Raw genomic sequence first — 25,664 nt, 5'->3', positions numbered from 1 at the left:
GACCGATGTCGACACCTCACGGACAGTGAACCTCGGAAGGAACAGCACTATGACGACAGAGCAGGAGCTCCTCGCGAGCATCCCCACCGGTTTGTACATCGGCGGCGAGTGGCGAGACGCCGAGGGCGGCAAGACCTTCGACGTGACCGATCCCTCAACCGGCAAGACGATCGCGACGATCGCGGACGCGAGCGCAGCCGACGGCGTGGCGGCGCTCGACGCCGCCGTCGCGGCGCAGGACGAGTGGGCCGCGACCCCTCCGCGCACGCGCTCGAACATCCTCCGGAAGGCGTTCGACCTGCTGCAGGAGCGCAAGCAGGACATCGCGCTCCTCATGACGCTCGAGATGGGCAAGCCGCTCGCCGAGTCCGTCGGCGAGATCACCTACGGCGGCGAGTTCCTCCGCTGGTTCAGCGAGGAGGCCGTGCGCATCACGGGCCGCTACGGACTGAACCCCGAGGGTACGGGCCACATGATCGTGAGCCAGCTCCCCGTGGGACCCTGCTACTTCATCACCCCGTGGAACTTCCCCCTCGCGATGGCGACGCGCAAGATCGCGCCGGCGCTCGCCGCCGGTTGCACCGTCGTGGTGAAGCCGGCCGCACTCACGCCGCTCACGACGATCGCGTTCGTGAAGATCCTCGAGGAGGCGGGCCTGCCGAAGGGTGTCGTCAACGTCGTCCAGACGACGAGCAGCGGACCCGTGTCCGAGCCGATCATCGCCGACCCTCGGCTGCGGAAGCTCAGCTTCACAGGATCGACGGGCGTCGGCAAGAAGCTGATCGCCCAGGCGGCCGAAGGCGTCCTCCGCACGTCGATGGAGCTCGGCGGCAACGCACCGTTCGTCGTCTTCGAGGACGCCGACCTGGACAAGGCCGTCGACGGCGCGATCGCGGCGAAGTTCCGCAATATCGGTCAGGCATGCACCGCGGCGAACCGCTTCATCGTGCACTCGGCCGTCGCCGAGGAGTTCGCCCGGCGGGTGACCGAGCGGGTCCAGGGCTTCTCGATCGGTCGCGGTACCGAGGAGGGCGTCACGATCGGACCGCTCATCGACGAGAAGGCCGTCGGCAAGGCCGAGGAGCTCGTGAATGACGCCGTCTCGAAGGGCGCGACCGTCACGACGGGCGGCAACCCGATCGAGGGAGACGGCACGTTCTTCGAACCCACCGTCGTCACGGGCGTGACGCGCGACGCGCAGATCCTCCGCGAGGAGATCTTCGGACCCGTGCTCGCCATCGCGACCTTCGACACCGAGGACGAGGCCGTGCACCTCGCGAACGACACCGAGTACGGTCTCGTGAGCTACGTCTTCACCGAGAACCTCGGACGCGGTCACCGCATGATCGATCGGCTCGAGACGGGCATGATGGGACTGAACGTCGGCGTGATCTCGAATGCGGCGGCTCCCTTCGGGGGCGTCAAGCAATCGGGGGTCGGCCGCGAGGGCGGTTTCGAGGGCATCCACGAGTACCTCTCGACGAAGTACACGCTCACCCCGGTCTCCTGACCCGCGCAACCCCGACCCACGACCGTCAGACCGGATGCAGTACTGGAGCAAGGAGCCGCCATGGTGGACAGTCGCCGTTCCGAGCAGGGCACGGCACTCGACGTCGACGTCGTGATCGTCGGAGCCGGCGCGTCCGGCCTCACCGCCGCGACCCGATTGCGTGCGGCCGGGCACTCCGTCGCCGTTCTCGAGGCGCGCGAGCGCGTCGGGGGCCGGCTCTGGACCGAGACGATCGACGGGGCACTCCTCGAACTCGGTGGCCAGTGGGTGTCCCCGGACCAGGCCGCCCTCATCGAGACCGTCGAAGAACTCGGGCTCGAGACCTATTCGCGCTACCGCGAGGGCGACAGCGTCTACGCGAACGCGGCGGGCGAGGTCACCCGCTTCACCGGCGAGCTCTTCCCCGTCGACGCTGCGACCCAGCGCGAGATGGAGCGGCTCATCGATGTGCTCGACGGCCTCACCGCCGAGATCGGCGCCACGGAGCCGTGGGCGCACGCGAAGGCCGCGGAGCTCGACCGGATCTCGTGGAGCGAGTGGCTGACGCAGCAGACGGACGACGTCGAGGCGCGCGACAACATCGCCCTCTTCATCGCCGAGGCGATGCTCACGAAGCCGTCGCACTCCTTCTCGGCCCTTCAGGCGATCCTCATGGCCGCATCGGCCGGGAGCTTCTCCCACCTCGTCGACGCCGACTACATCCTCGACAAGCGTGTCGCCGGCGGGCTCCAGCAGGTGCCGATCAAGCTCGCCGAACGCCTCGGCGACGCCGTGCACCTCAGCGCCCCGGTGCGTCGGCTCGCATGGAGCGGCGATTCGGTCACCGCGTACGCAGACGGCATCACCGTGACGGCCCGCCGGGCCGTCGTCGCCGTTCCGCCGAACCTCTACTCGCGCATCGCGTTCGAGCCGCCTCTTCCCCGACGTCAGCAGCAGATGCACCAGCACCTGTCGCTCGGGCTCGTCATCAAGGTGCACGCCGTCTACGAGACGCCGTTCTGGCGCGAGTCCGGTCTCTCGGGCACCGCCTTCAGCCCGTACCAACTCGTTCACGAGGCGTACGACAACACGAATCACGGCGATCCGCGCGGGACGCTCGTCGGCTTCGTCTCGGACGAGAAGGCCGACGCGGTGTTCGCCCTCCCGGCCGAGGAGCGGAAGCGCCGCATCCTCGGGTCGCTCGCGGCCTACTACGGACCGCAAGCGCTCGAGCCGGTCGTCTACTACGAGAGCGACTGGGCGTCCGAGGAGTGGACGCGCGGAGCGTACGCCGCGAGCTTCGACCTCGGCGGACTGTCGCGTTACGGAGCGCACCAGCGCACGCCCGTCGGTCCGATCCACTGGTCGTGCAGCGATCTCGCGGCCGAGGGCTACCAACACGTCGACGGCGCCATCCGGATCGGCCGCGCCACGGCCGACGAGATCGCCGCGTCGCTCGGCTGAGCCTCCACTGAGGTCGGGCGCCTCCCGCCGCACGCGCGATCGGAACGCCTTCCGAAGTAGCGCGCCGGCAGCCTGGCGACGACTCGCTGGTCGAGGTGGTCGCCGCCTGTGAGCTGCTACATGCGCGCGTAGCGGGAGCGGGCGAAGCAGAACAGGCCGTAGAGCGCGAGACCGACGCCGACGATCCACAGGATGACCGTGCCGAAGGGCAGACCGGCGAGGGTGCGGAGGCCGGCGTCGAGGCCGCCGGCGGCCTCGGGGTCGTGTGTGATGGCTGCGACGACGAAGAGGATGCCCGTCACGGTGACGGCGACGCCCTTCGCGATGTAGCCGGCGACGCCGAACGCGACGATCCCCTTCTTCGTCGTCCCTCCGGGGAGGCTCAAGTGCTTCATGAAGGCCTTGGTGAATCCGCGCACGACGAAGGCGACGCCGACGCCGACCACGATGAGACCGACGAGGACGAGGAGCGCGACGCCCGCCGGTGCGGCGAGGAGCTGCGCGCTGAACGACTGCGACGAGTCCGACGACGGGGACTGGCCGCCCATGGCGTAGGTGAGCGCCGTGATCGCGATCGCGATGTAGGCGGCGGCGGTGCCGAGGAACTTGATCCGGTGGCCCCACTTCTTCTTCGTGTCCGGCTCGCGCTCGAGGAAGGCCTCGGCGATCTGCCAGATCGCGAGGGCAGCGAGTCCGACGACGATGAGCCACAGCAGGAAGACGCCGGCGGGCGACTGCTGGATCTGCTCCATCGCGCCGCCCTGATCGGCGGATTCCCCGCCGGACCCCGTCGAGATCGATATCGCGATCCCTCCGATGACGATGTGCAGGATGCCGAGCACGACGTAGCCGATGCGCGCGAGGGCACGGAAGACCGTCGAATCCTGAGCGGCGCGGGCGGCGCCCGTCGGGGATGCTGTCGAGCTGTTGCGGGTCATGAGCTAGGGGCCTTCCAGTGGGGTTCGGTCGCCGAGGCGTCGGGGGAACGGGCAGCGCGACGATCGCGCCCGGCTTCGATGGTGCACCATACGAGGGTCGAGACGACGGCGACCGCGAAGGTCGCCGCGTCCCACCGCCGCCCGCGCCACGACAGGAGGAGGATGAGGACCAGACCGACGACGAACATCCCCACCGTCCCGCCCACGATCGCGGGAACCCAGGCGACGACGACGATCGGGTCGCTCGTCAGCACGAGCATCAGGTCGTTCCACGACACGTCGAGGGGGCGCGGTCGATGGCGACGACGATGCGCAGCACGGCGAAGGCCAGGAACGCGATGACACCCACGACGAAGACGATGGAGCGCCGCGACTCCGGTTCGGGAGCCACGGATTCGGGGAGCGGCTCGAGGGGAGTCCGCCCGAGAGCGGTCATGGCGTGAGCGTAGGGGGAACGTGTTCCCCGGGCCGAGGGTTGACGCGGCACGGTTCCGTCCGACTCCGACCGCGCGCGAGTCGCTCAGGGGCGGTCGGAGGTCCCCGACGGTCCGTCAGCGGAAGTTGACGAACTGGAGGTCGATGTCGAGGTCCTTGCCCTTGAGGAGAGCGATCGTCTCCTGGAGGTCGTCGCGACTCTTCGACTGCACGCGCAACTCGTCGCCCTGGATCTGGCTCTTGACGCTCTTGGGCGCCTCGTCGCGGATGATCTTGCCGATCTTCTTCGCGTTCTCGGAGGAGATGCCATCCTTGAGGGTGGCCTCCACGCGGTACTCCTTGCCGCTCGCGTAGGGCTCGCCCGCTTCGAGGCTCTTGAGCGAGATGCCCCGCTTGATGAGCTTCGACTGGAGGACGTCGAGGACGGCCTTCACGCGCTCCTCGCTGTTGGCCTTGAGCATGATCTTCTCGCCGCTCCACTCGACCGACGCGCCGACGCCCTTGAAGTCGTAGCGCTGCTCGATCTCCTTCGAGGCCTGATGAACGGCGTTGTCCGCCTCCATCTTCTCGACCTTGCTGACGACGTCGAACGATGAATCTGCCATACGGCCAGTGTAGGCGGCCCGTCCGCACGCGTGCGAGCGGACGAGCCGTCATGACGGGAGGCGGAGCGGGCTAGAACCAGCTGCTGAGCCGCGGGGGAACGGCGGTGCGGAAGAGCCGGTCGAGGGCCACGGCGTCGCCGTCGATCCGACCGGCTGCGGCGAGACCGGCCGCGGCCGGTGCGCCGAGGTACACCGAGGCGAGCGCGCCGACGGGGAGGGAGACGTCCGGGGCGTCCGTCGTCTCCGTGACGCTCGCGACTCCGTCCGATCCGGCAGCGACGCGGAACCGGCCGTCGGCGAACCCGAGCGGGTCGTCGACCTCGAGGACGAGGGTTCCGGCGTTCTCGTAGCGGCGCGCCTCGAGGGCCGCGGGAACATCGAGAATGCGGGTCCAGAGGTGGTCCTGCACCTTCGTGACCTTCGCTCTGCGGATGTCGCGGACGAGCCAGGGGAGCGGCTCGTCGACCGCCCGGGTGTGGGCGCGGACGGTCGACACGAGGTCCATCTCGATGACGTAGCGCCAGAGGGCGGCGTTCGCCGCGTCGGTCGTCGCCACAAGGGCCACGACGTCGAGCGTGGCGTTCGTGAAGTCGGAGTCGTCCTCGGTGATCGTGTACGTGACGAAGCCCTCGGGGTCACCGTCGGGCCCGTCGTAACGCACGATGCGGTACGTGGAGGCGTCAGGCGCTCCCTCGAGAGGCGTCATCGTGCGGTCGGCGAGGTACTCGGAGAGGCCGACCTCCCCGGCATGTGCCGCGTTCTGGCGGGCGAGCAGGGCCCGTCCGGTCTCGATGAATTCGGGTGCCGTCGTGAACGACAGGCGACCGCGGGTCGCGGGGCCGATCCAACCGGCGCGTCGGGCGTCGATCGTCCAGGCGGTGGAGAATGCGCTCGGTCCGAAGCCCCACCGGCCGTAGATCGTCGACTCGGAGACGGTGAGGGCGGCGACCGGGAGCCCGAGCGCGACGGCGGTCCGCAACTCCGCGGGGAGCATGGCCGTCGCGATACCGCGGCGTCGGTGCGTCGGAGCGACCGTGACGGAGCTGATGAGCCACGAGTCGACCTGCCCGGGTCCGGGCACGGTGAGGGGCGCCGGCCAGGAGTTCACGGTTCCGACGGGGGAGTGCGGGACGGGGATGTTGTCGTCGTAGACACCCGTGGTGCGACGGTGGCGCAGCAGCTCGCGTTGCTGGGCGAGGGCCGCGGGGGACGGCTGCTTCGAGTGAAAGCCGCGGGCGTCGGCCGAGAGCCACGCGTCGAAGGCGTCGTCGTCGGCGGTGTCGACGAGGGCGAGTCGCAATCCGGAGTCGCGCAGCGATGCCGCCGCCTGGTCGTCGATGGGAAGAGAGAGGTACGGCTCGGTCATGACTCCACGGTATCCGTCCGCAGCACCCGGCCGTCAGTCCGTGTACATTCCGAACCATGAGCGAACAGCACAGCGCCGCAGCGGACGCCACCACGGGACCGGACCGAGTCGTCGTCATCGGCGACGCCCTCATCGACGAGTTGCGGGACGAGCGGGGCACGCGTGAATTCGTCGGGGGAGCGGCGCTCAACGTCGCGGTGGGTCTCGCGCGCCTCGGCGTTCCCACGACGCTGCTCGCGATGGTCGGCGACGACGAGGACGGGCGTACCATCCGCGAACTGCTCGAGACGCACGGCGTCGAACTCATCGCGACGTCGTCGGAGCACGGCTCCTCTCGGGCCGTCAGCGAGCGAGTGGACGGGGAGCCGCATTACGTCTTCAACGCCGCCGCCCAGAACCGCCACGTCGACTTCGGAGACCGGGAACGGGCAGTGATCGCCGCAGCCCCCGCCGTCGTCGTGAGCTGCTTCCCCTTCGACGACGACGCGCAGTCCGCCGCGCTCGAGGAGACGACGGCGGGGGTGCCGCTCATCGTCGATCCGAATCCGCGCGAGGCGATGATGGCGGACCGCGGCCGCTTCGAGACGAACGCTTTGCGCGTCTCCGGCGGCAGCATGCTCGTGAAGGTCGGCGACGACGACGCCCCGTTCCTCGGCGCCGCCGGACTCGCGGCGCTCGTGTCGGACCTGCGTGAGCGCGGCGCCGACGCCGTGCTCGCGACCGAGGGCAAGGCGGGAGCGCGCATCCTCGACGGGACGATCGAGGTCTCGAGCGGGATCGCCTCGCTCCCGGGTCCGATCGTCGACACCATGGGGGCCGGAGACGCTTCGCTCGCATCCGTGGTCGCCGACGTGGTCCGGCAGGGCCGCCCGACCGACGCAAACGGCTGGTCGAGGGTGCTCGACCGGGCGATGCTCGTCGCCGCCGCGACGTGTCGAGCCGAGGGTGCTCTGCTCCGCACACCGGAGGATCTCGACCGGTAGGAGAACGCGAGACACGCCGGTGGGCGCCGGGCGGCGCGGATTTCGCAGCCTCCCGGCTCCGGGGTAGTATTTCTTGCGGCGCGTTCGGTTGGCTGAACAAGTACGGTCGGAAGCGCATCTGGCGAGTTACCCAAGCGGCCAAAGGGATCTGACTGTAAATCAGACTGCTCAGCATTCGGGGGTTCGAATCCCTCACTCGCCACCAGACCACGACAGCCCCCCGCACGTCCTCCCGGACGGGCGGGGGGCTGCCTCCCTGTCCGGCCCGTTTCCGCTCGGTCGCGCCGTCCGTGCCGCCTCCCCGACCATCCGGCCGTCCGCGAGGCCATCCGCTCGTCGAGGGGCCCCGGTACCCTGGAGTCGCTCGGCCGTGCGGGCCGGCCGCTGACGTGAGGAGACCGACATGACCGGAGTGCTCGAACTAAGGGACATCGCCGAGTCGATCGCACGAGAGGCGGGGGAGCTCGCGTTCACGCGTCGAGTCGAGGGCGTGTCGATCGCGGCGTCCAAGTCGTCGCTCGAGGACGTGGTCACGGAGGCCGACCGCGAGGTCGAGACCCTCATCCGCTCACGACTCGCCGACGTCCGGCCGGCCGATGCCTTCCTCGGAGAGGAGTCCGGTGCGGAGGGCGGCTCGAGCGGACTCACGTGGGTCGTGGACCCGATCGACGGCACGGTCAACTACCTCTACGGCATCCCCGACTACTGCGTGAGCATCGCGGTCGTCGAGGGGGAACCCGACCCGAGCACCTGGTCGGCGCTCGCCGGAGTCGTCTTCGCCCCGGCCAAGTCGGAACTCTTCCGCACGGCTGTCGGTCACGGTGCCTTCCGGGGAGACGAGCGGCTTGTCGTCAATCCGGATGTGCGGCCCGAACTCGCGCTCATCGGGACCGGCTTCGGCTACGCGGCCGAGAAGCGGGTGCGCCAGGCGGCGGTCGTCGAGTCGCTCATCGCCGAGGTCCGCGACATCCGGCGCATCGGCGCTGCCGCGCTCGATCTGTGCGCTGTGGCGTGCGGCCGACTCGACGGGTACTACGAGTCCGGCCTCAATGCCTGGGACCAAGCGGCGGGTGCGCTCATCGCCCGCGAAGCGGGCGCCCGGGTGGAAGGTCGCGCGGGCGCCCCGAGCAATCGTCGACTCACCATCGCCGCCACGCCCGGCCTGTTCGATTTCCTCCATGAACGTGTCTCGGAGGCTTCTCACGGGTGAACGACGCGAAACATGGATGGACCGGGCTTTTCTCGTGCTTTCGACACGAATCTGGAGCAAAACCGAGGCCATCTCGCATTGGCTTTCTCAGCGCAACCCCGTTATTCTTGATGAATTCGTTACACATCAGTGATGTAAGACGACCCGACAACCCGCCATTTCTCCTCCGAGTAGGTCGTCGGGCGAGGCGCTCGCGCCGCGCCCGCGCACGTTCGTTCGTTCTGCCTGCCCGCTCTGTTCCAAAGGATCCATCGCTCCGTGCCAGCCAGCCTCCCCGGTGATGACGCGCCGCTCCGCCGCGTCCGCAACCGCCGCACCCCTGCGGCCGACGGGTTCGAGGCGACCCCGGAGTCCGGCGCCGCTCCGCTGAGTGCTGAGGCCCGCACCGAACCGGAGTCGACGCTTCCCGCCAACCGTTCGGAGCGGAGGGCTCGTCGGATCGTTTCCGTCTCGTCCGACACGCGCGGCGTGGCCGACGCTCCCGTCTCCGGCCCTGACGAGCAGCAGGTGACGCTCGGTCGGCGTGCACGTCGCAGCCTCGCAGCGGCCGACTCCGTGCCCGACAACATCGTGAGCGACTGGATGGGGACGCGCACCGAGCACGACCTCGAGAAAACCGTCGTCCTCTCGCGCCGTGCGCGCCGTGCACGTCAGGTCGTCTCCCTCGAGTCGAGCGCGCTCGACGAGACCGAGGCGCTGCCCCTCGTCTCGCGCCGTGCTCGGCGCTCGGCGCGCTCCGAGTCCGCCGAGGACATCCCGCTCCTCACGTTCGAGCCCCGGGCGACGCTCGAATCGGCCCCGGTCGCGGCCACCCCGTCGGACCTCGTCGTCGCGGCCGAGTCCACCGACTCGAGCGAGTCGTTCACGATCGTGCAGGACGACCCGGCGGACGTCGCCTCCCACAATGCCATCGTCGACGAGCGCGAAGCCGTCGCCGTCATGATCGAGGACGTCCCCGTCGAACCGGTCATCGCGAGTGTCTCGCCGACGATCGTGCTCGACTCCGAGGACACGCGCTCCGCCGCCCCGATCCTCGACGTCGCGACGCTTCACGTCGAGCACATCGACATGGAGACCACGACGTCGGTCGTGGCGGTCGGGCACCTGACCGAGCAGGACGAGCGTCCCGTCTTCGTGCCGCGCACCGAGCTCATCGCGCCCGTCGCCGCCGCCGCGAGCGTGTCGGCGGCGCCGGCCCCGGCACCGGCTGTCTCGCGGCGCCACCGTGCCGGCCGTGTCGCCGCGAAGTCCTTCAGCTTCGCGGCCTTCAGCGTCGCCGGCCTCCTCACGCTCGCGACCTCGCTCCCGGCCAACGCGCTGCTGTCGGCAGATGACGTCGCCGCTCAGAAGGTGCTCGTGACCCAGGGCGACTCGACGTCGACCTCCACGGGGCAGACGCAGACCGTCGCGGCGTCCGGTGCGACCGCCATGGAGACCGTCAAGCGCGACTCCTACGGCGCCATGTCGGCGATCGAGGCCGCGAAGGCCCTCGGCATCCAGCCGGAGGCGACGTTCTCGAACGACCCGAACGGCACCGTCCAGTGGCCCTTCGCGGTCGGAGTGCACATCGGCAGCGGTTACGGCGCTCGTCCCGGTTGCCCGATCGGCTGCAGCACCAACCACAAGGGTCAGGACTTCAACCCCGGCTACGGCGCTCCCATCCAGTCGATCGCCGACGGTATCGTCATCGAATCCACCGACTCCGGTGGAGCATTCGGCGTCAAAATCGTCATCGAGCACGTCATCGACGGCCAGGTCGTCCGCAGCCTCTACGGCCACATGATCAATGGGTCGCGTACCGTCCAGGTCGGCGACCCGGTCACGGTCGGCCAGGTCATCGGGCAGACGGGCAACACGGGTCGCTCGACGGGCCCGCACCTCCACTTCGAGATCCTCCTCGGCGGCACCGAGCACGTCGACCCGCTCGACTGGCTCTACGCCAACACGAACTGACGCGGCCTCCGCCTCTCGAGGCGGTGCCCTCTTCGGTCCCTGAGGCTGTCGAAGGGTCGTAACGGTATGGTGCCGTGATCCACTTCGACGGACTCGCCGACCGCGTCAGGCCAGGCGGAACCAGACCGTCGTGTCGCCCGGAAGGGTCGTGCCGTCGAAGGGTCCGCTCGCGAGGAGCAGTCCGGTGTCGAGGAACGCCTCCGGCACCGGAACGTCGGTCGTCCCGACGTTCGCGAACACGACCACGTCGTTCGAGACGAAGCCGAGCACGTCGGCGGGCAGTCCCTCGACCCACTCGAGGCGTCCGTAGCCGAGCGCGTGCTCCCGGCGGAGGTGCAGCGCCGTCCGGTAGAGCTCGAGCGTCGTTCCGGGGACGTCCTCCTGCGCGTCGCGCGCGAGGTCCGCCCACTCGTCCGGCTGCGGCAACCAGGACGCGCCCGAGTCGTTGAACCCGTAGGCGGGGGCGGCCGACTCCCACGGAATCGGCACGCGGCACCCGTCTCGACCGTAGCGCTCGCCCTTCGTGCGGAACCACGTCGGGTCCTGCCGCGAGTCGTCCGGCAGGTCGACGGCCTCGGGCAGCCCGAGTTCCTCGCCCTGGTAGATGTAGGCACCGCCCGGGAGCGCGAGCATGAGCATGGATGCGGCCCGAGCCCGGGCGAGTCCGACGACGGCGTCCGGCTGACCCGGCGACCGCGGGCCGATGCCGTGCCCCTGAGGGTTCTCCGCGGTGAGGGCGAGCCGGGAGGCGTGACGCACGACGTCGTGGTTCGACAGCACCCACGTGCTCGGGGCGCCGACGGCGGAGAACGCGGCGATCGACTCGTCGATGACCGCCCGCAGCGGCGCAGCCGCCCACGGCGTCTCGAGGTACGGGAAGTTGAACGCCTGGTGCATCTCGTCCGGACGCACCCACAGCGCCATCTTGGCGAGCGGGTCGACCCAGGCCTCGGCGCACAGCACGCGGTCGCCTTCGTATGCGGCGAGCACCTCGTGCCAGTCGCGGAAGATCTCGTGCACCCCTTCTTGCGCCCAGTACGGTGCACCGGGGCTCTCCTCGACGTCGTCGGAGATGCCCGGCTCGAGGGCGATGCCTCCGGCGCCGCCCATGCTGCCGCCGTCGGCGGGGGGTGTGTAGTCGGGGAGCCCGTCGGCCTTGATCATCCCGTGTGCGACGTCGACGCGGAAGCCGTCGACGCCGCGATCGAGCCAGAAGCGCAGCACGTCGCGGAACATCTCGCGGACCTCGTCGTTGGTCCAGTCGAAGTCGGGCTGGCTCGCGTCGAAGAGGTGCAGGTACCACTGCCCGGGGGTGCCGTCGGGATCGGTCGTGCGGGTCCATGCCGGGCCGCCGAAGACCGATTGCCAGTTGTTCGGCGGCAGGGAGCCGTCCTCGCCCTTCCCGTCGCGGAAGAGGTAACGCGCACGTTCGGTGGAGCCGGGGGCCGCCGCGAGGGCGGCCTGGAACCACGGGTGGGCGTCGGACGAGTGATTCGGGACGAGGTCGACGATGACCCGGATGCCGAGCCGGTGCGCCTCCGCCGTCATGAGGTCGAAGTCCTCGAGGGTTCCGAAGAGCGGGTCGACGTCGCAGTAGTCGGCCACGTCGTACCCGGCGTCCTTCTGCGGGCTCGTCATGAAGGGCGAGAGCCAGACCGCGTCCACGCCGAGCGTCGCGAGGGAGCCGAGTCGTGAGCGGATACCGGCGAGGTCGCCGATGCCGTCGCCGTCGCCGTCCGCGAACGAGCGCGGGTAGATCTGGTAGATGACGGCGCTGCGCCACCATTCCCTACCGGCTGCGGAGGGAGCGGCGAAGCCGTCCCGAGAGGTCGTCGAAGCGTCGGCCGTCGTCATGTCTCGATTTTACGGGCCGGCGAGCGAGTACCCGACCGCTGTTGACAACGTCTCGGGCGGTTCGTCCCGATCAGGGCGACGTCGCACCCGGTGACCTCCCGCCAATTGCGTACGCAACGGGCAACTGCGGCCGTAATTACACCCGCGGTTGTCCTTTGCGTACGCAAGACGCGGGGAAAGGGCGGCGGGAGTGAGGTGCCGGGTCAGGCCAGGTAGCGGTTCGGGCGGTGATTGAGCGCGATCACGAGGTTCAGGACGACCGCACCGGTGAACGAGAGCACGAGCAGTGGAAGGGGGACGACGAAGACGGAGGACAGCACGATGACCGCGTCGAACCCCATCTGCAGGTAGCCGGCCCGCCACCCGAAGCGGTCCTGCAGGTAGAGGCAGAGGATCGAGATGCCGCCGACGCTCGCGCGGTGGCGGAACAGCACGATGAAGCCGACTCCCGTCACGGCGCTCCCGAAGAGGACTCCGTACACGGGTTGGACGGCGTCGAGATCCAGCATGAGAGGGTGCAGGCTCGAGAACAGCGACACGAGCACCACCGTGACGATCGTCTTGACTGTGAATGCCCACCCCATCCGGAGGACGGCGAGGACGAAGAACGGTGCATTGAGAAGCACGAACCAGACGCCGAACGGCAACGGCGAGACGTAGCTGGCGAGGATCGCGACACCCGCGACGCCGCCCGTGACGGCACCGGACGCGGTGAGCAGCGCGAGGCCGAACGACACCATGAGCGTTCCGATCACGAGAGCGAAGACGTCCTCGACGAGCGAGTGCGGAGGAGCCACGGCGTGCACCGGGGGAGCGGGCTCCGGGGACGCGGCGGACGGGGTCTGATCGGAGGGCTCGGCGGTCACCGGACCACGCTACCGGCACGAGCGATACCCGGAGGACGTCGCGGGTCGGTGACGCTCGCGGCGGGTGCGCTGCCAGGATGGGCTCGAGGGTCGACAACGACGGGAGAGCGCATGTCCGCTATCAGCTTCGTCTCGGGAGTGGTCCGCACGATGGACCCGGACCGACCGACCGCCGAGGCGGTGGCGGTCGTCGACGGGCGGATCACCGTGGTCGGCAGTACGGCCGAGGTGCTCGCCGCGACGCCGGACGGCGCGGAGATCGTCGAGCTCGAGGGCGGAGCCGTCCTTCCCGGTTTCATCGACTCGCACTCTCACCCTCTCTGGGGTGCACGGTTGTCGGCCGGCATCGACCTCGGCGGGCTGACGGATCTCGACTCGCTTCGCGAGGCGCTCGCCGCGGAGGCCCGGCGTGTGGGCGCCGGAGCATGGGTGCGGGGCTGGAACCTCGACTATGCGGCCTTCGGCGGCCACGCGGTGCGGGGTGATCTCCTCGAGGAGGCGGTCGCCGGGGCTCCGGCGTTCCTGATGTTCTACGACCTGCACACCGCTGTCGCGACGGGGGCCGCGCTCGACGCCGCCGGTGTCACCGGCGCGCGAGCGTTCCCCGACGCCTCAGAGGTCGTCGTCGACGAGCACGGTCGTCCCACCGGTGAGCTGCGCGAGCCGACCGCCTACGACCTCGTCGGCTCCGCTGCGCCGCAGCCGTCGCTCGACGAGGAGTGCGAGCTGTTGCGGACGACCTTCGCGCGCTTCACTGCGGTCGGCCTGACGGGCTGCGCCGTCATGGATGGGTCGGAGCGCCTGCTCGACGTGCTCGACGCGATGGAGCGGGACGGCGAGCTCACCCTGCGCGTCGACGTCTTCCTCTGGCACCGCCCGGAAGATGACGATGAGACGGTCCGCGAGCGCATCGCCCTCGCCGGGCGAGCCGGTCGGCGCTGGCGCGTCGCCGGGATCAAGCTCTTCAGCGACGGCGTCATCGACACCGGGACCGCCTGGCTGCACGCTCCCGACGCGCACGGAGACGGAGGCGCGAGCTTCTGGCCCGACTGGAGCCGGTACGGCGAGGTCATCCGCCGCTACGACGCCGCGGGTCTGCAACTCACGACGCATGCGGTCGGGGATCGTGCCGTCGACGCGGTGCTCGACGCCTACGCCGCACTGCCGCCGGCCGATCCCGCACGCCCCCGCCGCATCGAGCACCTCGAGATCCTGTCCGATGCGGACATCGAGAAGCTCGCGGGCAGCGGCGTCGTCGCGTCGATGCAGCCGCTGCACATGCAGTGGCGGCACGAGGACCTCTCCGACTCGTGGGCCGCGCGACTGGGGGAGGACCGCGCGGCGACGGGGTTCCGCGCGCGCGACGTCCTCGACGCCGGGGTGCTCACCGTCTTCGGTTCCGACTGGCCGGTCGCCGGGATGGACCCGCGCGCCAACCTCGTCTGGGCGACGTGGCGCTCGGCCCCCTCAGGCGACGGCCCCGTCTTCGAGCCGCATGAGCGGGTGTCCGTCGAGGAGGCGCTCGTCGCCTACACGCGCTCCGGCGCGCTCGCCCTCGGCGCGACGGATCGCGGCATCATCCGCGAGGGTGCCGTCGCCGACCTCGTCGTCCTCGCCGCCGACCCGCTCACGGCCACCCCGGTCGACCTCGCGACCATCCCGATCCTTCGCACCCTCGTCGACGGCACCCCCACCTCACCCCTCTGTGCTTAAACACTTCCTCTGTGCGCGAAAACTCGTGCACAGAGGAAGTGTTCAGGGGGGAGAGCGGGGGTGTGCGGAGAGAGGTTCGGCGGATGCTATCCTCGACTGGTGCCATTTCGATGGTCACGCCCCGATAGCTCAGTGGTAGAGCACTTCCATGGTAAGGAAGGGGTCGTCAGTTCAATCCTGACTCGGGGCTCGCTTTCCACTCTCGACCGTGGGAATCGCCTGGCAGGGTAGCTCAGCTGGTAAGAGCGCACGACTCATAATCGTGAGGTCGCGGGTTCGAGCCCCGCTCCTGCTACAGACTAGGACCCCCGGTTTTCCGGGGGTTTTGTCCTATCTGCTGACGGTTGAGCGTCGTGCTGGAATGGCGATGTGCCGGTTTTGTGCCGGTGGAAGCCGCAGGTGAGGACACATCGCCCCTGTGCGTCGGGCTCCCGGATCACTCGAACTCGGAACGATCGTGGTATGCGCAGAAGTATCCGCTACCTCGGACAGGACGGTCGCACGACAGGCAGAGGTTGTGACCCGATGTGATGCACGACCAGAGCGCGCTGTCCGCCTCTCGCTTGTTGTCTCTAGCACAACCGCCGTACACGCACCTCTCGGCCGAGGGGGAGTACTCGAGCCATTCATCTCTCGCCGAGACGTCGTCGAGTCCGCTCTCAACCCGTGCTCCGAAGACGACTCGTCTTCTCCGATCGCCTGCCCTCTCGACCTCCGCGTGAAAGTGCCGTCGCAGGACGGGGAGCGTCGGCGTCCCGAAGAGCACGTCGAGGTTCGACTCGAGGCGTTCGCCCGTCAGAGTGACAAGGTCTCCGACGTTGGGCAGTACGTCTCCCCGATAGTCGCTTCCAACGAGCCAGCCGCGGGCGATGCCGGTGTCATCCGTCACCTCGATCACAGCGCGCCACCACATCTCGTTCATGCGATCTCCGTTCGTCTCAGTGTGAAGAACAGTAACGGCCACCTCAGACACTCCGTTCGCCATCTGCTGCTCCGCCGCGTGCCAACCCGCTGCGTTTGTGGCGTTATGAGGTACAAATGCTGTATGTCCTTCCGAATGATCGCGACCCTCGGCGCAATCGGCGCTGGGCAGTGGGGGATGGTCACCACACAGCAGGCGGGGGAGGCTGGGGTCCCGAGGTCAGCACTGGCCCGCCTCGCCGCGGCTGGCGCGATCGAGCGGCTGGCGCAAGGTGTGTACCGCATGGCTGGCGCGCCTTCGGCCCATGAACCGGCGATCGACATGATTCGGGTACATTGGCTCGCACTTGGGGGAGCGGCCAGGACCGTCGTCGCAGCAGGCAAGTCGGCGGCGGCACTGCACGGTATTGGCGATTGGTTCCCGTCAGACAGTGACTTCGTGACACCCGAGCGGCGTACGACGCGTCTGCCCCACGTTCAGCTGCGCATCCGCCGACTCGAGAGCGTGGACGTGACTGGCGTTCACGGCCTTCCGACGATGACGGTCGAGCGCACCGTCGCCGACCTTGTCGAGTCGTGGGAAGACCTCTCGCTCGTCGCCGATGCGGTCGAGCATGCGATGCATCGAGGCGTGCTGCTCTGGCCCAAACGACTTGCTGAGCTTCTCGAGCCTCTAGCGCGGCGGAATCAGATGGAGTCCGGGGTGGCCTTCGCCGACCGGCTTCTACTCGAGGCCGGAGCGGACGCATCTTGGCGGGCCCGGCTACGAGGCTGACACCGGCTTGACGTGGCTGACACTTGGCATCGAGTGCGTTTCGGAGTTCGCCGATGCTGGCGATCACCCAGCAGAACTATGGTGATTCGACCATCGAGACAGCTCTGCGAAGGTGTTCGTGTCCATCATCGATCGCTCTGCGTGGGCTTCGCGCTCGAGCGCCCGCCGAGGGCGCGCCACGTCTGCTCACGTGCGTCGGCTAGGTCCACTGGCCGCCCTGCGAGCATCTCGAGTACATCGGCGACGGGCCAGGTCACGAGGTGCCCGAAGCGGGCCGAGTAGATACCCACGCGATCGATGCGGTACGAATCCGAGTGGTCGAACAGCAGGTATCCGATGAGCTGTCGCAGGTGGTCGACCTTCAGGTAGTCTGCCCGCCCTCCGCGACCCTTGACCTTTCCCCCAAGCGCCGTCTTCAGGTCAAGCAGGAGCCCGTCGGCAATAATGTCAGCGTCTGCGGCGGCACAGCGCCGAACCCTCGAACGTCGGACCGAGCTCGAGAGGATGGCGAAGGTAGGGGAGCAGCCTCTCTCGAGCGATCGCGTCCATCTTGCTCAGCTGGTCGAGCGCATCGGCCGGAGCAGACTCGAGGAGATCCTGCGCGTGCATGCGCCCTGCGTCGATAAGGTCCCGTAAGGGCGACCCGGAGAGTAGGCCGATTCGGTACACCTCGGTCAACAATCCGAGCGCCCACGATGCGCGGAACACAGTGGTGCGATCCCCGATCAGCTGGGCGATCTGTGCGGCCGTGATGACGGCGTCGATGTTAGACACCGTGTCGGGCTCGTCGATGAATGCGGCGCGAGCGAGTGGCGCGTCGTACAGGATGTCCAACGCGAATCGCGTGGCGTAGTCGAAGGCAGCGCCCAGCGTGCCGGGGTTGGCCGTCCCACCCTCCACAAGGAGGTGTGGCTTGCCTTCTCGGTAGGCCGCTTGTACGTCGCGTGTGTTCGGAAAGAGCCTGTCGAACAGCTGTCGCAGGGGTGAATTCGGGTCGGCCATCGCCGACGTCAGATTCGTGTAGCGGTAGGTCGTAGACATCGTGCCGTTCCTGTCGTCAGTCCTGGTGGATGGGGAAGTCGAGAAGTCGATTGAGGGCGCCGTTGGCTCGCAGTGCGGCGTCGGACCGTGCACGGCTATAGCGCTCGGTTACCTGCATCGATGAGTGGCCGAGGATCGCCTGCACGTCGTTTGCGGCCGCTCCGGCATCGAAGAGGAGCGTCGCGAGCGTGTGCCGCAGGTCGTGAATGCGGAAGTCCGGGCGATCGAGCTGAGTCCGCAGACCTTCCCACTCGACGGCACGGCGCACGTTCGAGGTGTTCAGTCGCCCGCCGTTTGGCCCTGTGAACACAAGATCATTCCGACCCAGACCCTCGATCCGCCGGATGACGACAGATCGCAGCGACGACGGTAGGGGAACGGAGCGCTCCTTGTGGCTCTTCGGGGTCTGTTCCTGGACCCTCCCACCTCCGGCGGGGGAGAAGGTGCGCCTAACGTGAATGACGCCGTGATCGAGGTCGACGTCGCCGACGCGAAGCGCACTCGCCTCACCCGCTCGCATGCCGGTGTACACCAGCGCCGCGAGGTAGTCGCGGTGCGGCCCGTCCGGAACGAACTCCAGCATGACCTTCACCTCGGCAGCAGTGAGCGCGCGTGAACGAACCTCGCCTGCTCCTTCCTGCCGCGGACGTCGAGCCAGCCGCACAGGATTAGCAGCGATGATCCCGGCGCGTGCAGCTCCCTCGAGGAGCCGACTGAGGACCGCGAGCGCGTCATTGCGGGTCGAAGCCGAACCACTCCATCCGGCGATCGCGTCGTCGATGTCGGTGACGCCGAGTGATTCGAGCTTCCGATGCCCGAGCCACGGCTGCACTCGAAGCCGCCAACCCCGCTCGTACGCTGCCTCGGTCGCTGGGCGGACACCTTCGACGAGGGTCGCCCAGTGCCGCTCCTTCCAGTTGTTGAGGGTCATCCCACCTTCAGGACGAACGCTGAGCCGGGCCTCGCTGCGAAGCTTCTTGGCCTCCGCGAGAGTGTCTACGAGGAAGCTGCGTTCCCGCTGCTCTCCGTTGATCCCGAGCGCCCACACCCGCACCTGGTACTTGTTGCGGTCGGCGCGATAGCGGATGCCCTCGGGGAGCGTCTTCCTCGTCTTCGGATCGATCTTCGATTTCGCCGACCATGAACGCTCCGCGAGGGAAGTACGCCTCGAAGCTGACCGGGATTCCTGACTGCAGTGCCATTTCTGGCTCCTCTCAAATAGGGGTATTTCGCTTACGCTTGTCACAGTACTTTGCCGCTTTACTTAACGTAAGTACTTTGCGACACGAGATCCCGTAGTCTCATGTGGTGGGCAAGAATCTGAATCAGTTACAGATACCGACGCCGGTCGTCGGGCTGCTCTCCAACCTGTCCAAGGTCCGCACTGACCCGATCTCGGACTTCGACCGCTCGCGTCCCCCGAGATGGACGCCTGTAGCAACGGACCTGCCCGAGGACGACACGGAGGAGTGGCTCTACCGGATCGCGGGTGTCAGCACCGAGCTTGCAGATCGCTCGGCTGATATCCGTGCTCTGCTTACTGCGTACAGCCAGGCCGTGGCCGACCCGCGCCCGGAGCTCTCTGCTCTTGCCAAATGGCAGCGAGTGTCGCCGAGCGCGCTACGGCACCGTTACAACGAGCAGCACGTTCAGGCAGTGCGGGAACTGCTCAAGCCGGAGCCCCTTATTGACATCGTGCTCGAGCCCTTCATCTCGGTAGTCGACAGCGACTTCCGGGGGATCACTCCCACGCTCGATGAGCAATTGAAGGTTCGCGAACGGATGCGCAAGATCGTCTCGGAGGAGTTCATCGCGCTCTTCGGTCAGAACGCCCCGAAGCAGCTTGGCTTCGTCCGTAACCCGGCCGACGAGCGCATCACCCGTCCCATCGATGACCTGTCATCCTTCATGTCGACGGCGTTGAAGCGTCGAGAGCCGAAGCTCCTCTCCGTGTTCGACGCGTGGCATAAGCGCTTCGATGCCCGTGCAGTCAAGCCAGAGGATGTCAAGGCGACCGCTACACGAGTCCGACGAGCGACGAAGTGAGCCGATCTGTGAGGACTTTCTTTACTCGTTCAAGGCCGGCCTCCGGCCGGCTGCGGATCGGTTCGTCTGCGGTGCGTGCGGTCCTCGCTACGCTGCGGTCCGCGCGCTCCTCGACGAATCGATCCGCAGAGGCCACGAGGCATATGAGGGCCATTAAACTCTGCCAGGCCCATCAACCTCTAACCGGAAGGAACGATCATGGCCCGCGCTGATCTCTTGCTGGCTCTTGTTCGTACGAGTGTTCAAGGTGATGATCAAGGTTTTCAACGAGCAGCGGAAGCGCTGATCGCCGATGAGAAGGCCAAGCGGCATGGAGTCTTGGCTGAACAGCTCAGCAATGCTCTCTTAGCGCAACCGAGACGTAGAGAAATCACTGCCTCAGCTCCGGCTCGACCGAATTACGACGGGCTCGTTCACGAGATTCTGCCTGAGCGAGCACTCAGCGAGCTAGTGCTACCTGATCACGTCACGGCGTCTGTCAAACAGCTGATCGAAGAGCATCACCGTAGAGACCTGCTCCGTAGCTATGCCGTCGAACCCCGGCATCGGGTGCTATTGGTGGGCCCGCCAGGCGGAGGCAAGACTACGCTGGCCGAGGCACTGGCAACGGAATTGGGGACAGTGCTTCTCAGCGTCCGCTACGAGGGAATCATCGGTAGTTTCCTTGGCGAAACCGCTGGACGAATGGATTCGCTGTTCGAACTAGTCAGAGCAACGCCGTGCGTTCTGTTCTTCGACGAATTCGATGCGGTCGCAAAAGAACGCGGCGACGTCCACGAAACGGGCGAGATCAAACGGGTCGTCAGTTCGCTACTGCAACAGATCGATCGACTCCCGAGTCATGTTGTGGTCGTCGCAGCCACAAATCACCCTGAACTGCTGGACAGGGCCGTTTGGCGGCGCATGCAGTTGAGGCTGGAACTTCCCAAGCCCACCCGCGAGATGAGGATCACTTGGATCGAACGTTGGGCTCGCCGCAAACAGTTAGATTTCGGACTCGCAAGTCGAACACTTGCGGACAGGCTTCGAGGACTGAGCCTCGCTGAAATCGAGCAGTTCGCCCTCGACGTGGAGCGTCGCCAAATTCTCGACGGGCCGACGAGCAACCCTCGCACGATCACCCAGATGGTCCTCCAGCAATTGGCCTTCAGCGTGAGCGGAATCGAAAGTGACTGACGCGAGCGCATCGAACTTCGAACGCCCAGTGCTGTTCGGGCGGCCCAACGCGCCATCACCAATCCCGCCGCCTCAGGCTAGGCCTAACCAGCGTCTTGCTGGTGGTGCGGGTGGAGGACAGCGACGACGGGTTGACTCCGGGTTCGATCTCGTTTCCGAAGCGCTGCTGGAGCAAGTCGAGCTCACTACGTCTATCAACGCGTCCGATCCGCAGCTAGTGCTAGTGCTGGAAGCCGTCGAAGATCGCACGGACCTGGTCACTGCCGCCGAGCGCATCGGTTTGGAAGTTCTCATTGAAGCGGAGACGGCTTTCGAGCCGGACTCAGAGTATCGACTACGTTCGGGCCGTCCCGGGGATCCCTTCGTGCACTCGTCGCTGCATGCTGTATGCGGCGATCAAGCAGCTTTCAATAAACTCACAGCGGCTTGGACGACTTGGAAGCGCACCAATTCTGTGCCTGGGAACGCGCCGCTACGAGACCTATTCTCTCACTTGAAGGATCTTCGACCGTGGGGCCCAAGAGATCGGCTGCAACTCCTTGAGACCCGGGAATACCTAGAGGGTCTTCTTCCTGATGTAATGCATCCCATCGAGATCGAACTCTGGTATCGAGCGAGCGGATCTCGTCGGGATGCTGCGCAGAGCGAAGTGCAGACGCTCGTCGAGGAGGCAGGTGGCAGCGTCACGGCATCCGTCCAAATTGGAGCGATCGGCTATCACGGGCTCAAGTGCGAAGTGCCAAGCAACGTCATTCAGGCGTTGGCAAGCGGCGATTTTGAAGGCGTGCGGGTAGTCAAGTCTGCGAATGTCATGTTCTTGCGTGTCAGTGGTCAATCACTGCCGCCCGAGGGTGATGTTGTGGCCTCAGTTCCGAGGACCGAGCTGCACGACCTCCCTCAAGGAAACCCAGTTGTCTGCCTCCTTGACGGGATTCCGGCTACAAACCATCCTCTGTTGAGTGGCCGCGTGTCGGTGTTCGACCCCGACGAAATTGGTGACGGGGTTAGTGCCGATGAACGTCGTCACGGCACGCATATGTCGTCTGTCGCGATTTGGGGCGACCTCGCTAGTCCGGACGTGACCCCCGCCGCCCGACCTGTTCTTGTTCGACCGATCCTCGCGCCGTCTGCACACACTGCGAATCGAAGTGAAGAGGTCCGAGAAGTCGACCTGATGCCGGACCTCATGCGGCGCGTATTTCGTGAACTTTTCGAGGAAGATGAAGACGGTGCGGCCGTCGCCTCGGAGGTCGTCGTAGTCAATCTCTCTGTTGGGGATCCCGCGACGCCGTTCGACACGATCATCTCATCGTGGGCGAGAATGCTCGATTGGCTTAGTTACGAGTACGGAGTTCTCGTCATCGTGTCCGCCGGTAATCACACGCGGCTCCCGATACCGATGTCTCAGGCTGAGTTCTCGTCCCTCCAGGGCGAAGAACGTCGGCAAGCTATGTTGGATGCGCAAGAATCCGACCGCGTCAATCGACGGCTCCTGTCTCCGGGTGAGTCCATTAACGCCCTCACTGTTGGTGCGGCACACGCAGACGCGGCGACGGCTTCGCTTCCTCCATACCTTGCCGACCCCGCTGACGGTCACCCCGCGGTCAGTCCGATCACTGCTTTCGGCGGAGGATATCGCCGGAGCATCAAGCCCGAATTGCTCGCTCCGGGTGGACGAGCAGTGTTCACGCCCAGTGTGATCGGCAGCGATCCGATTATTTTCCGCAACGGAGGACCAGCAGGTCCTGGGATTCGTGTGGCAGACCCTGTGAACGCCGGTGAGACACACATATCGGGCACTAGTCCGGCCGCAGCGGAGGTGACTCGCTATGCGGCGAAACTTGTCGACGAGTTGGAAAGAATCGCCCCGGGAACGTTGTTCTCGCGGCGTGAGCGAGCGCTGGCTACGAAGGCTCTCATCGCTCATAGCGCTGTTGCTCCCGGCCAAGATTACGCGGATCACACAGCCTCCCGCGCGACCACCGGCAATGGCGTGTTGGCCCGCGATCTGACTGCTGGCTGCGCTGAGAACGAGGCAACACTCCTGTTCCTCGGCGCGGTTCCGCCCGGTCATTCGCAAGAGCTGCTTCTCCCGCTACCAGACGGACTGTCACAGCTTGGAGCGAAGCGGGTTTCCGCGACACTTGCATGGCTCTCTCCAGTCAACTGGCGGCACCGCCAATACCGTCAAGCATCGCTATCCTTCTCTAAACCGGGCGGTGGTATCCCGGACCTCAAAGCTGGCCAGTATCGCTCGCATGCCGAGGTAACGCGGGGGGCAACAACTCTTCAGCGACTCGACTGGGAAGTCCGTTCATCCTTTGCCGTGGGATACGGAGATGATCTCGCGCTCACCGTGAAGTGTTTCGGGCAGGCTGGTGTTCAGGACCCAGGACTTCTCGAATTCGCCGTCGCCATTACGCTTTGGGTTGATGACTCGCTTGGAGTCGATGTCTACTCGCAAGTAGCCGAGCAAATCACCGTCCGCACCCGCCAAGCGATTCGGCCCTAGTCGGTGCCGGTCTTGTGCCGGTAGCTCTACTGAAACTACTCTCAACCAGCCGCGACCAACCATGACTACTTCCGCGGAATCACGCGGCAAACGGGGCCAACGAGTACCTACTACCCCGAGGAATCGGACTCATAATCGTGAGGTCGCGGGTTCGAGCCCCGCTCCTGCTACCAAGGTAGATTTACTCGAACAAATGACCTGAGAATAAAGGTCAGAAGGTTCGGCATCAGAGGCACTGGAACGTTTTGTTCCGGTGCCTCTTTGTTTTTGCGATGCCGTTGACAGCGCGGCGTGACGGGTCTGCTGCAAGACCGGCTGGAGCTCGACGTCAGCCGTCAGGTGGTGTGTGGGCCGTGATCGCGGCGGCCGCGGGCTGCGCCGCCGAGATTCTCAGCCTCGCATTCGCCGGCGCGAAGTTTATTGCGATGGTCACTAAGGCGACTAAGATCTTGAACGGTCTGAAGGCGGCGAAGAAGTTCTACAATCAGCTTGGTGGCACTATGACCAAGGTCATCGACAAGCTCAAAAAGTACGTGAAGAAGAAGTCGAGCCTCAAGAAGAAGGAGATCGATGCTCTTGAGGGTCTGTTCCGCGCGGGAGGCAAGATTCTCATCAATGCGATTGGCATCGGTACCTGCTGGTCGCTGGTGACGGCGAGTTACTGACGTGTTCGAAGTTCTCCGGCTCGTATCTATCGTCGTCCTGCCCGTCTCTTCGCTGGCCGTCAGTTCCTGCTATCACTCATGCTCACGTCTGAGCACAGGATGAAGAACGGGGGTGGTCTGCTTCTCGTATGGGGCTTCGTCGTCCTCATCACGGCTCTGCAACTCGTAGGTCATCCTGCGATTCAACCACTTTGGCTCCAGTACCTGCTGCTGGTCGGAGTCGCGGGGACGCTCGGCGCGGTCGTCCCGCTCTTCCTGTTCCGATCGCGGAAGAACGAGGGCTAGCGAGACGAAGCAGGCTGCCACGAGCTCTGAACACCTAGATGCTCCACCGTCCGTACGTCGTACATGTCGCTCGGACTGGGGCGAATGACAGAGGACCCGGCCATTGATTCTCGATCGAGGATCAATGGCCGGGTCCTTTACGATACGGAACGGGTGAGAGACCGATACGTCGCCTCGTCTGTCGTTGGTGTGCCGCTATGTCGCTGTGCCAAACCCGCAACCCGGATGGGACGCCAGTAGCGTTCTAGACACTCATTCTCGGGCCGACCCCGAGACGTGCCAGCCGTGTCGAGCTTCGACAAGAAAAATCCCGCTCACGTTCCCGACGGGTCTGAATATTCGCTGGCGGACCTTCTGGGCGACGGTGAGCGCGCGGTCGCCGAGTACACGTTCGAACTGTCCCAACCCGACGGTGGCGCCGTCCTCCTTCGGAAGCCCGCGCCGCCGGGGGTAACGCCGGGCACGTGTGGGAGCCCGGTATGGAATGGCCCGCCGCGGAAGACCAGGAGGTCGCCAGCGAGGACCGTTCCCCGACTTACGTGCTTCCGTGGGATCCGTTCTAGAGCGTCCTCGGCCCCTTCCCGTCGGTGAAGCTGGCGGGACCGGGCGATCTTCTCTCTCCGGAACGCTTTCGCCGTGTCATCTCACCCCAGATCGACCGGTTCCCGTTCGCGGTCGAAGAGGTCGCGGCTCGAGCCCGACGCAACTTGAAGGGCCTCCCGCGGGAGGTCGTGCGCGGATTCCACGAGGCCCTCGCCCGATACAGCGCGGAGGTTGCGGCCGCCGTCCCGGATAGGCCGGTTCACGACGACCAGGACGTGCGGTCGACATTCTCAGGCGAACTGCTCGCCACGATCGCGCGGGGCCCCGTCGCGTTCCGCGAAGCGGTCACCCTCGGAGAGCTGCGTCCGGCGAGCCAGTCGCAGCGGGCTAGCGCGAGCGCGCTCGCCCGCATCGCCCGAAAGCTTCTGGGGGAGGGAGAAATGCCCCCGACGATTTTCGATCCCAACCCGACGGCCGCCGAGGCACAGGGTGCATTCGAAAGGATGGATGATGAAGCGTGGACGTCCGCGCTCTATCTGCCCGGACCCGTCAATCCTTTCGCGCCATCGATTCTCCCCGGCTTCGATGACGACCGCAGATGCTTCACGGGCAGCGCCTACCTGCACAAGCCAAATGGGATAGAACAGATCCTCCTTCTGACCCGGCAGCGAGACTACTCAACCGCCGCCCGAGACTTCGACGACGCCCTCGAGCTGATCACCCGAACTGATTTCGAAGTGTCGCAAGCTTGAGCGGGGCGTATCGAGGACGCTGAAAGCCCCGAAGTGTGGAGCTCCCTCGTCGTCCTCCGACGACCTCGGGCA

Annotated in this window: 24 protein-coding genes and 3 tRNA genes; 16 read left to right on the top strand and 11 right to left on the bottom strand. The window is 66.6% G+C overall.

Going from position 1 to position 25,664, the window contains the following annotated elements:
* Positions 1-49 precede the first annotated feature (49 nt).
* The gene (locus tag ELQ92_RS12550) at positions 50-1,510 is read left to right on the top strand and encodes an NAD-dependent succinate-semialdehyde dehydrogenase (protein ID WP_128499491.1); all 1,461 of its coding nucleotides are present in this window, start codon (positions 50-52) and stop codon (positions 1,508-1,510) included.
* A 60-nt stretch (positions 1,511-1,570) separates the two neighbouring features.
* Entirely contained in the window at positions 1,571-2,953 is a 1,383-nt protein-coding gene (locus tag ELQ92_RS12545) for a flavin monoamine oxidase family protein (RefSeq protein WP_128499489.1), read from the top strand.
* 116 nt (positions 2,954-3,069) lie between these two features.
* Here the strand turns inward: ELQ92_RS12545 and ELQ92_RS12540 are convergent, their stop codons facing one another.
* The 5 genes from ELQ92_RS12540 to ELQ92_RS12525 form a co-directional block, all read right to left on the bottom strand.
* On the bottom strand, positions 3,070-3,891 hold the full coding sequence (locus ELQ92_RS12540) for a DUF1206 domain-containing protein (protein WP_128499487.1): 822 nt from the start codon (positions 3,889-3,891) through the stop codon (positions 3,070-3,072).
* Positions 3,888-4,151, bottom strand: coding sequence for a hypothetical protein (locus ELQ92_RS12535; RefSeq protein WP_128499485.1), 264 nt, complete (start codon positions 4,149-4,151; stop codon positions 3,888-3,890). The genes ELQ92_RS12540 and ELQ92_RS12535 overlap by 4 nt, the downstream gene beginning before the upstream one ends.
* The gene (locus ELQ92_RS16325; RefSeq protein WP_166426785.1) at positions 4,151-4,327 is read right to left on the bottom strand and encodes a hypothetical protein; all 177 of its coding nucleotides are present in this window, start codon (positions 4,325-4,327) and stop codon (positions 4,151-4,153) included. Before ELQ92_RS16325 ends, ELQ92_RS12535 begins: the two co-directional genes overlap by 1 nt.
* A gap of 115 nt (positions 4,328-4,442) precedes the next feature.
* Entirely contained in the window at positions 4,443-4,931 is a 489-nt protein-coding gene (locus tag ELQ92_RS12530) for a YajQ family cyclic di-GMP-binding protein (RefSeq protein WP_128499483.1), read from the bottom strand.
* 70 nt (positions 4,932-5,001) lie between these two features.
* The gene (locus ELQ92_RS12525; protein WP_128499481.1) at positions 5,002-6,297 is read right to left on the bottom strand and encodes a GNAT family N-acetyltransferase; all 1,296 of its coding nucleotides are present in this window, start codon (positions 6,295-6,297) and stop codon (positions 5,002-5,004) included.
* A 56-nt stretch (positions 6,298-6,353) separates the two neighbouring features.
* On the opposite strand from ELQ92_RS12525, the gene ELQ92_RS12520 reads away from it, so the two are divergent.
* From ELQ92_RS12520 to ELQ92_RS12505, 4 genes are all read left to right on the top strand, one after another.
* Positions 6,354-7,280, top strand: coding sequence for a carbohydrate kinase family protein (locus ELQ92_RS12520; protein WP_128499479.1), 927 nt, complete (start codon positions 6,354-6,356; stop codon positions 7,278-7,280).
* A gap of 120 nt (positions 7,281-7,400) precedes the next feature.
* Positions 7,401-7,485 (top strand) — tRNA-Tyr (locus ELQ92_RS12515).
* A 198-nt stretch (positions 7,486-7,683) separates the two neighbouring features.
* Positions 7,684-8,490 carry an inositol monophosphatase family protein gene (locus tag ELQ92_RS12510; RefSeq protein ID WP_128499477.1) on the top strand — a complete coding sequence of 269 codons (807 nt, stop codon included), beginning with the start codon at positions 7,684-7,686 and terminating at the stop codon, positions 8,488-8,490.
* A 258-nt stretch (positions 8,491-8,748) separates the two neighbouring features.
* A complete protein-coding gene (locus ELQ92_RS12505; protein ID WP_128499475.1) occupies positions 8,749-10,443 on the top strand; it encodes a M23 family metallopeptidase in 1,695 nt (564 codons plus the stop codon).
* Between the two features lie 105 nt (positions 10,444-10,548).
* On the opposite strand, the gene ELQ92_RS12500 is transcribed toward ELQ92_RS12505, so the two are convergent.
* Together ELQ92_RS12500 and ELQ92_RS12495 are read right to left on the bottom strand one after the other, a co-directional pair.
* Positions 10,549-12,297 (bottom strand): glycoside hydrolase family 13 protein, encoded by a 1,749-nt coding sequence (locus ELQ92_RS12500; RefSeq protein ID WP_128499473.1) that lies wholly within the window; start codon positions 12,295-12,297, stop codon positions 10,549-10,551.
* Between the two features lie 203 nt (positions 12,298-12,500).
* Positions 12,501-13,163, bottom strand: a complete 663-nt coding sequence (locus ELQ92_RS12495; RefSeq protein ID WP_128499471.1) for a YitT family protein — start codon at positions 13,161-13,163, stop codon at positions 12,501-12,503.
* Positions 13,164-13,274: 111 nt separating this feature from the next.
* Between ELQ92_RS12495 and ELQ92_RS12490 the strand changes: the two genes are divergently transcribed.
* The 3 genes from ELQ92_RS12490 to ELQ92_RS12480 all read left to right on the top strand — a co-directional run bounded on the left by ELQ92_RS12490 (position 13,275) and on the right by ELQ92_RS12480 (position 15,171).
* Entirely contained in the window at positions 13,275-14,876 is a 1,602-nt protein-coding gene (locus tag ELQ92_RS12490; RefSeq protein WP_128499469.1) for an amidohydrolase, read from the top strand.
* Between the two features lie 118 nt (positions 14,877-14,994).
* Positions 14,995-15,066: transfer RNA gene (locus ELQ92_RS12485), tRNA-Thr, on the top strand.
* 31 nt (positions 15,067-15,097) lie between these two features.
* Positions 15,098-15,171 (top strand) — tRNA-Met (locus ELQ92_RS12480).
* Between the two features lie 141 nt (positions 15,172-15,312).
* On the opposite strand, the gene ELQ92_RS12475 is transcribed toward ELQ92_RS12480, so the two are convergent.
* Positions 15,313-15,798, bottom strand: coding sequence for a hypothetical protein (locus tag ELQ92_RS12475; RefSeq protein ID WP_128499467.1), 486 nt, complete (start codon positions 15,796-15,798; stop codon positions 15,313-15,315).
* 123 nt (positions 15,799-15,921) lie between these two features.
* On the opposite strand from ELQ92_RS12475, the gene ELQ92_RS12470 reads away from it, so the two are divergent.
* Complete coding sequence (locus ELQ92_RS12470) at positions 15,922-16,572, top strand: type IV toxin-antitoxin system AbiEi family antitoxin domain-containing protein (RefSeq protein WP_128499465.1); 651 nt, start codon at positions 15,922-15,924, stop codon at positions 16,570-16,572.
* A gap of 125 nt (positions 16,573-16,697) precedes the next feature.
* On the opposite strand, the gene ELQ92_RS16320 is transcribed toward ELQ92_RS12470, so the two are convergent.
* From ELQ92_RS16320 to ELQ92_RS12460, 3 genes are all read right to left on the bottom strand, one after another.
* Positions 16,698-16,862, bottom strand: coding sequence for a hypothetical protein (locus ELQ92_RS16320; RefSeq protein WP_166426784.1), 165 nt, complete (start codon positions 16,860-16,862; stop codon positions 16,698-16,700).
* Between the two features lie 157 nt (positions 16,863-17,019).
* Positions 17,020-17,613 carry a hypothetical protein gene (locus ELQ92_RS12465; RefSeq protein WP_128499463.1) on the bottom strand — a complete coding sequence of 198 codons (594 nt, stop codon included), beginning with the start codon at positions 17,611-17,613 and terminating at the stop codon, positions 17,020-17,022.
* A 16-nt stretch (positions 17,614-17,629) separates the two neighbouring features.
* A complete protein-coding gene (locus tag ELQ92_RS12460; protein WP_166426783.1) occupies positions 17,630-18,667 on the bottom strand; it encodes a tyrosine-type recombinase/integrase in 1,038 nt (345 codons plus the stop codon).
* Positions 18,668-18,921: 254 nt separating this feature from the next.
* On the opposite strand from ELQ92_RS12460, the gene ELQ92_RS12455 reads away from it, so the two are divergent.
* From ELQ92_RS12455 to ELQ92_RS12430, 6 genes are all read left to right on the top strand, one after another.
* Positions 18,922-19,659 (top strand): hypothetical protein, encoded by a 738-nt coding sequence (locus tag ELQ92_RS12455; protein WP_128499459.1) that lies wholly within the window; start codon positions 18,922-18,924, stop codon positions 19,657-19,659.
* 198 nt (positions 19,660-19,857) lie between these two features.
* Positions 19,858-20,835 carry an AAA family ATPase gene (locus tag ELQ92_RS12450; RefSeq protein WP_128499457.1) on the top strand — a complete coding sequence of 326 codons (978 nt, stop codon included), beginning with the start codon at positions 19,858-19,860 and terminating at the stop codon, positions 20,833-20,835.
* 580 nt (positions 20,836-21,415) lie between these two features.
* Positions 21,416-23,347 carry a S8 family peptidase gene (locus ELQ92_RS12445; protein WP_128499455.1) on the top strand — a complete coding sequence of 644 codons (1,932 nt, stop codon included), beginning with the start codon at positions 21,416-21,418 and terminating at the stop codon, positions 23,345-23,347.
* Between the two features lie 353 nt (positions 23,348-23,700).
* On the top strand, positions 23,701-24,012 hold the full coding sequence (locus ELQ92_RS12440; RefSeq protein WP_128499453.1) for a hypothetical protein: 312 nt from the start codon (positions 23,701-23,703) through the stop codon (positions 24,010-24,012).
* Between the two features lie 99 nt (positions 24,013-24,111).
* A complete protein-coding gene (locus tag ELQ92_RS12435) occupies positions 24,112-24,297 on the top strand; it encodes a hypothetical protein (protein ID WP_128499451.1) in 186 nt (61 codons plus the stop codon).
* A 587-nt stretch (positions 24,298-24,884) separates the two neighbouring features.
* Complete coding sequence (locus ELQ92_RS12430) at positions 24,885-25,592, top strand: hypothetical protein (RefSeq protein WP_128499449.1); 708 nt, start codon at positions 24,885-24,887, stop codon at positions 25,590-25,592.
* Positions 25,593-25,664 lie beyond the last annotated feature (72 nt).

The sequence above is a fragment of the Labedella populi genome, from assembly GCF_004078655.1.
GTDB lineage: Bacteria > Actinomycetota > Actinomycetes > Actinomycetales > Microbacteriaceae > Labedella > Labedella populi.
The sequence above is the reverse complement of the archived record's forward strand: the minus strand, read 5'-3'. Positions and strand labels throughout refer to the sequence as shown.

What these genes read in the sequence shown, in the direction of transcription:
- ELQ92_RS12550 (WP_128499491.1), top strand. Translation starts at nt 50, where the DNA reads ATGACGACAGAGCAGGAGCTCCTCGCGAGCATCCCCACCGGTTTGTAC.
- ELQ92_RS12545 (WP_128499489.1), top strand. Translation starts at nt 1,571, where the DNA reads ATGGTGGACAGTCGCCGTTCCGAGCAGGGCACGGCACTCGACGTCGAC.
- ELQ92_RS12540 (WP_128499487.1), bottom strand. Translation starts at nt 3,891, where the DNA reads ATGACCCGCAACAGCTCGACAGCATCCCCGACGGGCGCCGCCCGCGCC.
- ELQ92_RS12535 (WP_128499485.1), bottom strand. Translation starts at nt 4,151, where the DNA reads ATGCTCGTGCTGACGAGCGACCCGATCGTCGTCGTCGCCTGGGTTCCC.
- ELQ92_RS16325 (WP_166426785.1), bottom strand. Translation starts at nt 4,327, where the DNA reads ATGACCGCTCTCGGGCGGACTCCCCTCGAGCCGCTCCCCGAATCCGTG.
- ELQ92_RS12530 (WP_128499483.1), bottom strand. Translation starts at nt 4,931, where the DNA reads ATGGCAGATTCATCGTTCGACGTCGTCAGCAAGGTCGAGAAGATGGAG.
- ELQ92_RS12525 (WP_128499481.1), bottom strand. Translation starts at nt 6,297, where the DNA reads ATGACCGAGCCGTACCTCTCTCTTCCCATCGACGACCAGGCGGCGGCA.
- ELQ92_RS12520 (WP_128499479.1), top strand. Translation starts at nt 6,354, where the DNA reads ATGAGCGAACAGCACAGCGCCGCAGCGGACGCCACCACGGGACCGGAC.
- ELQ92_RS12510 (WP_128499477.1), top strand. Translation starts at nt 7,684, where the DNA reads ATGACCGGAGTGCTCGAACTAAGGGACATCGCCGAGTCGATCGCACGA.
- ELQ92_RS12500 (WP_128499473.1), bottom strand. Translation starts at nt 12,297, where the DNA reads ATGACGACGGCCGACGCTTCGACGACCTCTCGGGACGGCTTCGCCGCT.
- ELQ92_RS12490 (WP_128499469.1), top strand. Translation starts at nt 13,275, where the DNA reads ATGTCCGCTATCAGCTTCGTCTCGGGAGTGGTCCGCACGATGGACCCG.
- ELQ92_RS12475 (WP_128499467.1), bottom strand. Translation starts at nt 15,798, where the DNA reads ATGAACGAGATGTGGTGGCGCGCTGTGATCGAGGTGACGGATGACACC.
- ELQ92_RS12470 (WP_128499465.1), top strand. Translation starts at nt 15,922, where the DNA reads ATGTCCTTCCGAATGATCGCGACCCTCGGCGCAATCGGCGCTGGGCAG.
- ELQ92_RS12465 (WP_128499463.1), bottom strand. Translation starts at nt 17,613, where the DNA reads ATGTCTACGACCTACCGCTACACGAATCTGACGTCGGCGATGGCCGAC.
- ELQ92_RS12450 (WP_128499457.1), top strand. Translation starts at nt 19,858, where the DNA reads ATGGCCCGCGCTGATCTCTTGCTGGCTCTTGTTCGTACGAGTGTTCAA.
- ELQ92_RS12445 (WP_128499455.1), top strand. Translation starts at nt 21,416, where the DNA reads ATGCATCCCATCGAGATCGAACTCTGGTATCGAGCGAGCGGATCTCGT.
- ELQ92_RS12435 (WP_128499451.1), top strand. Translation starts at nt 24,112, where the DNA reads ATGAAGAACGGGGGTGGTCTGCTTCTCGTATGGGGCTTCGTCGTCCTC.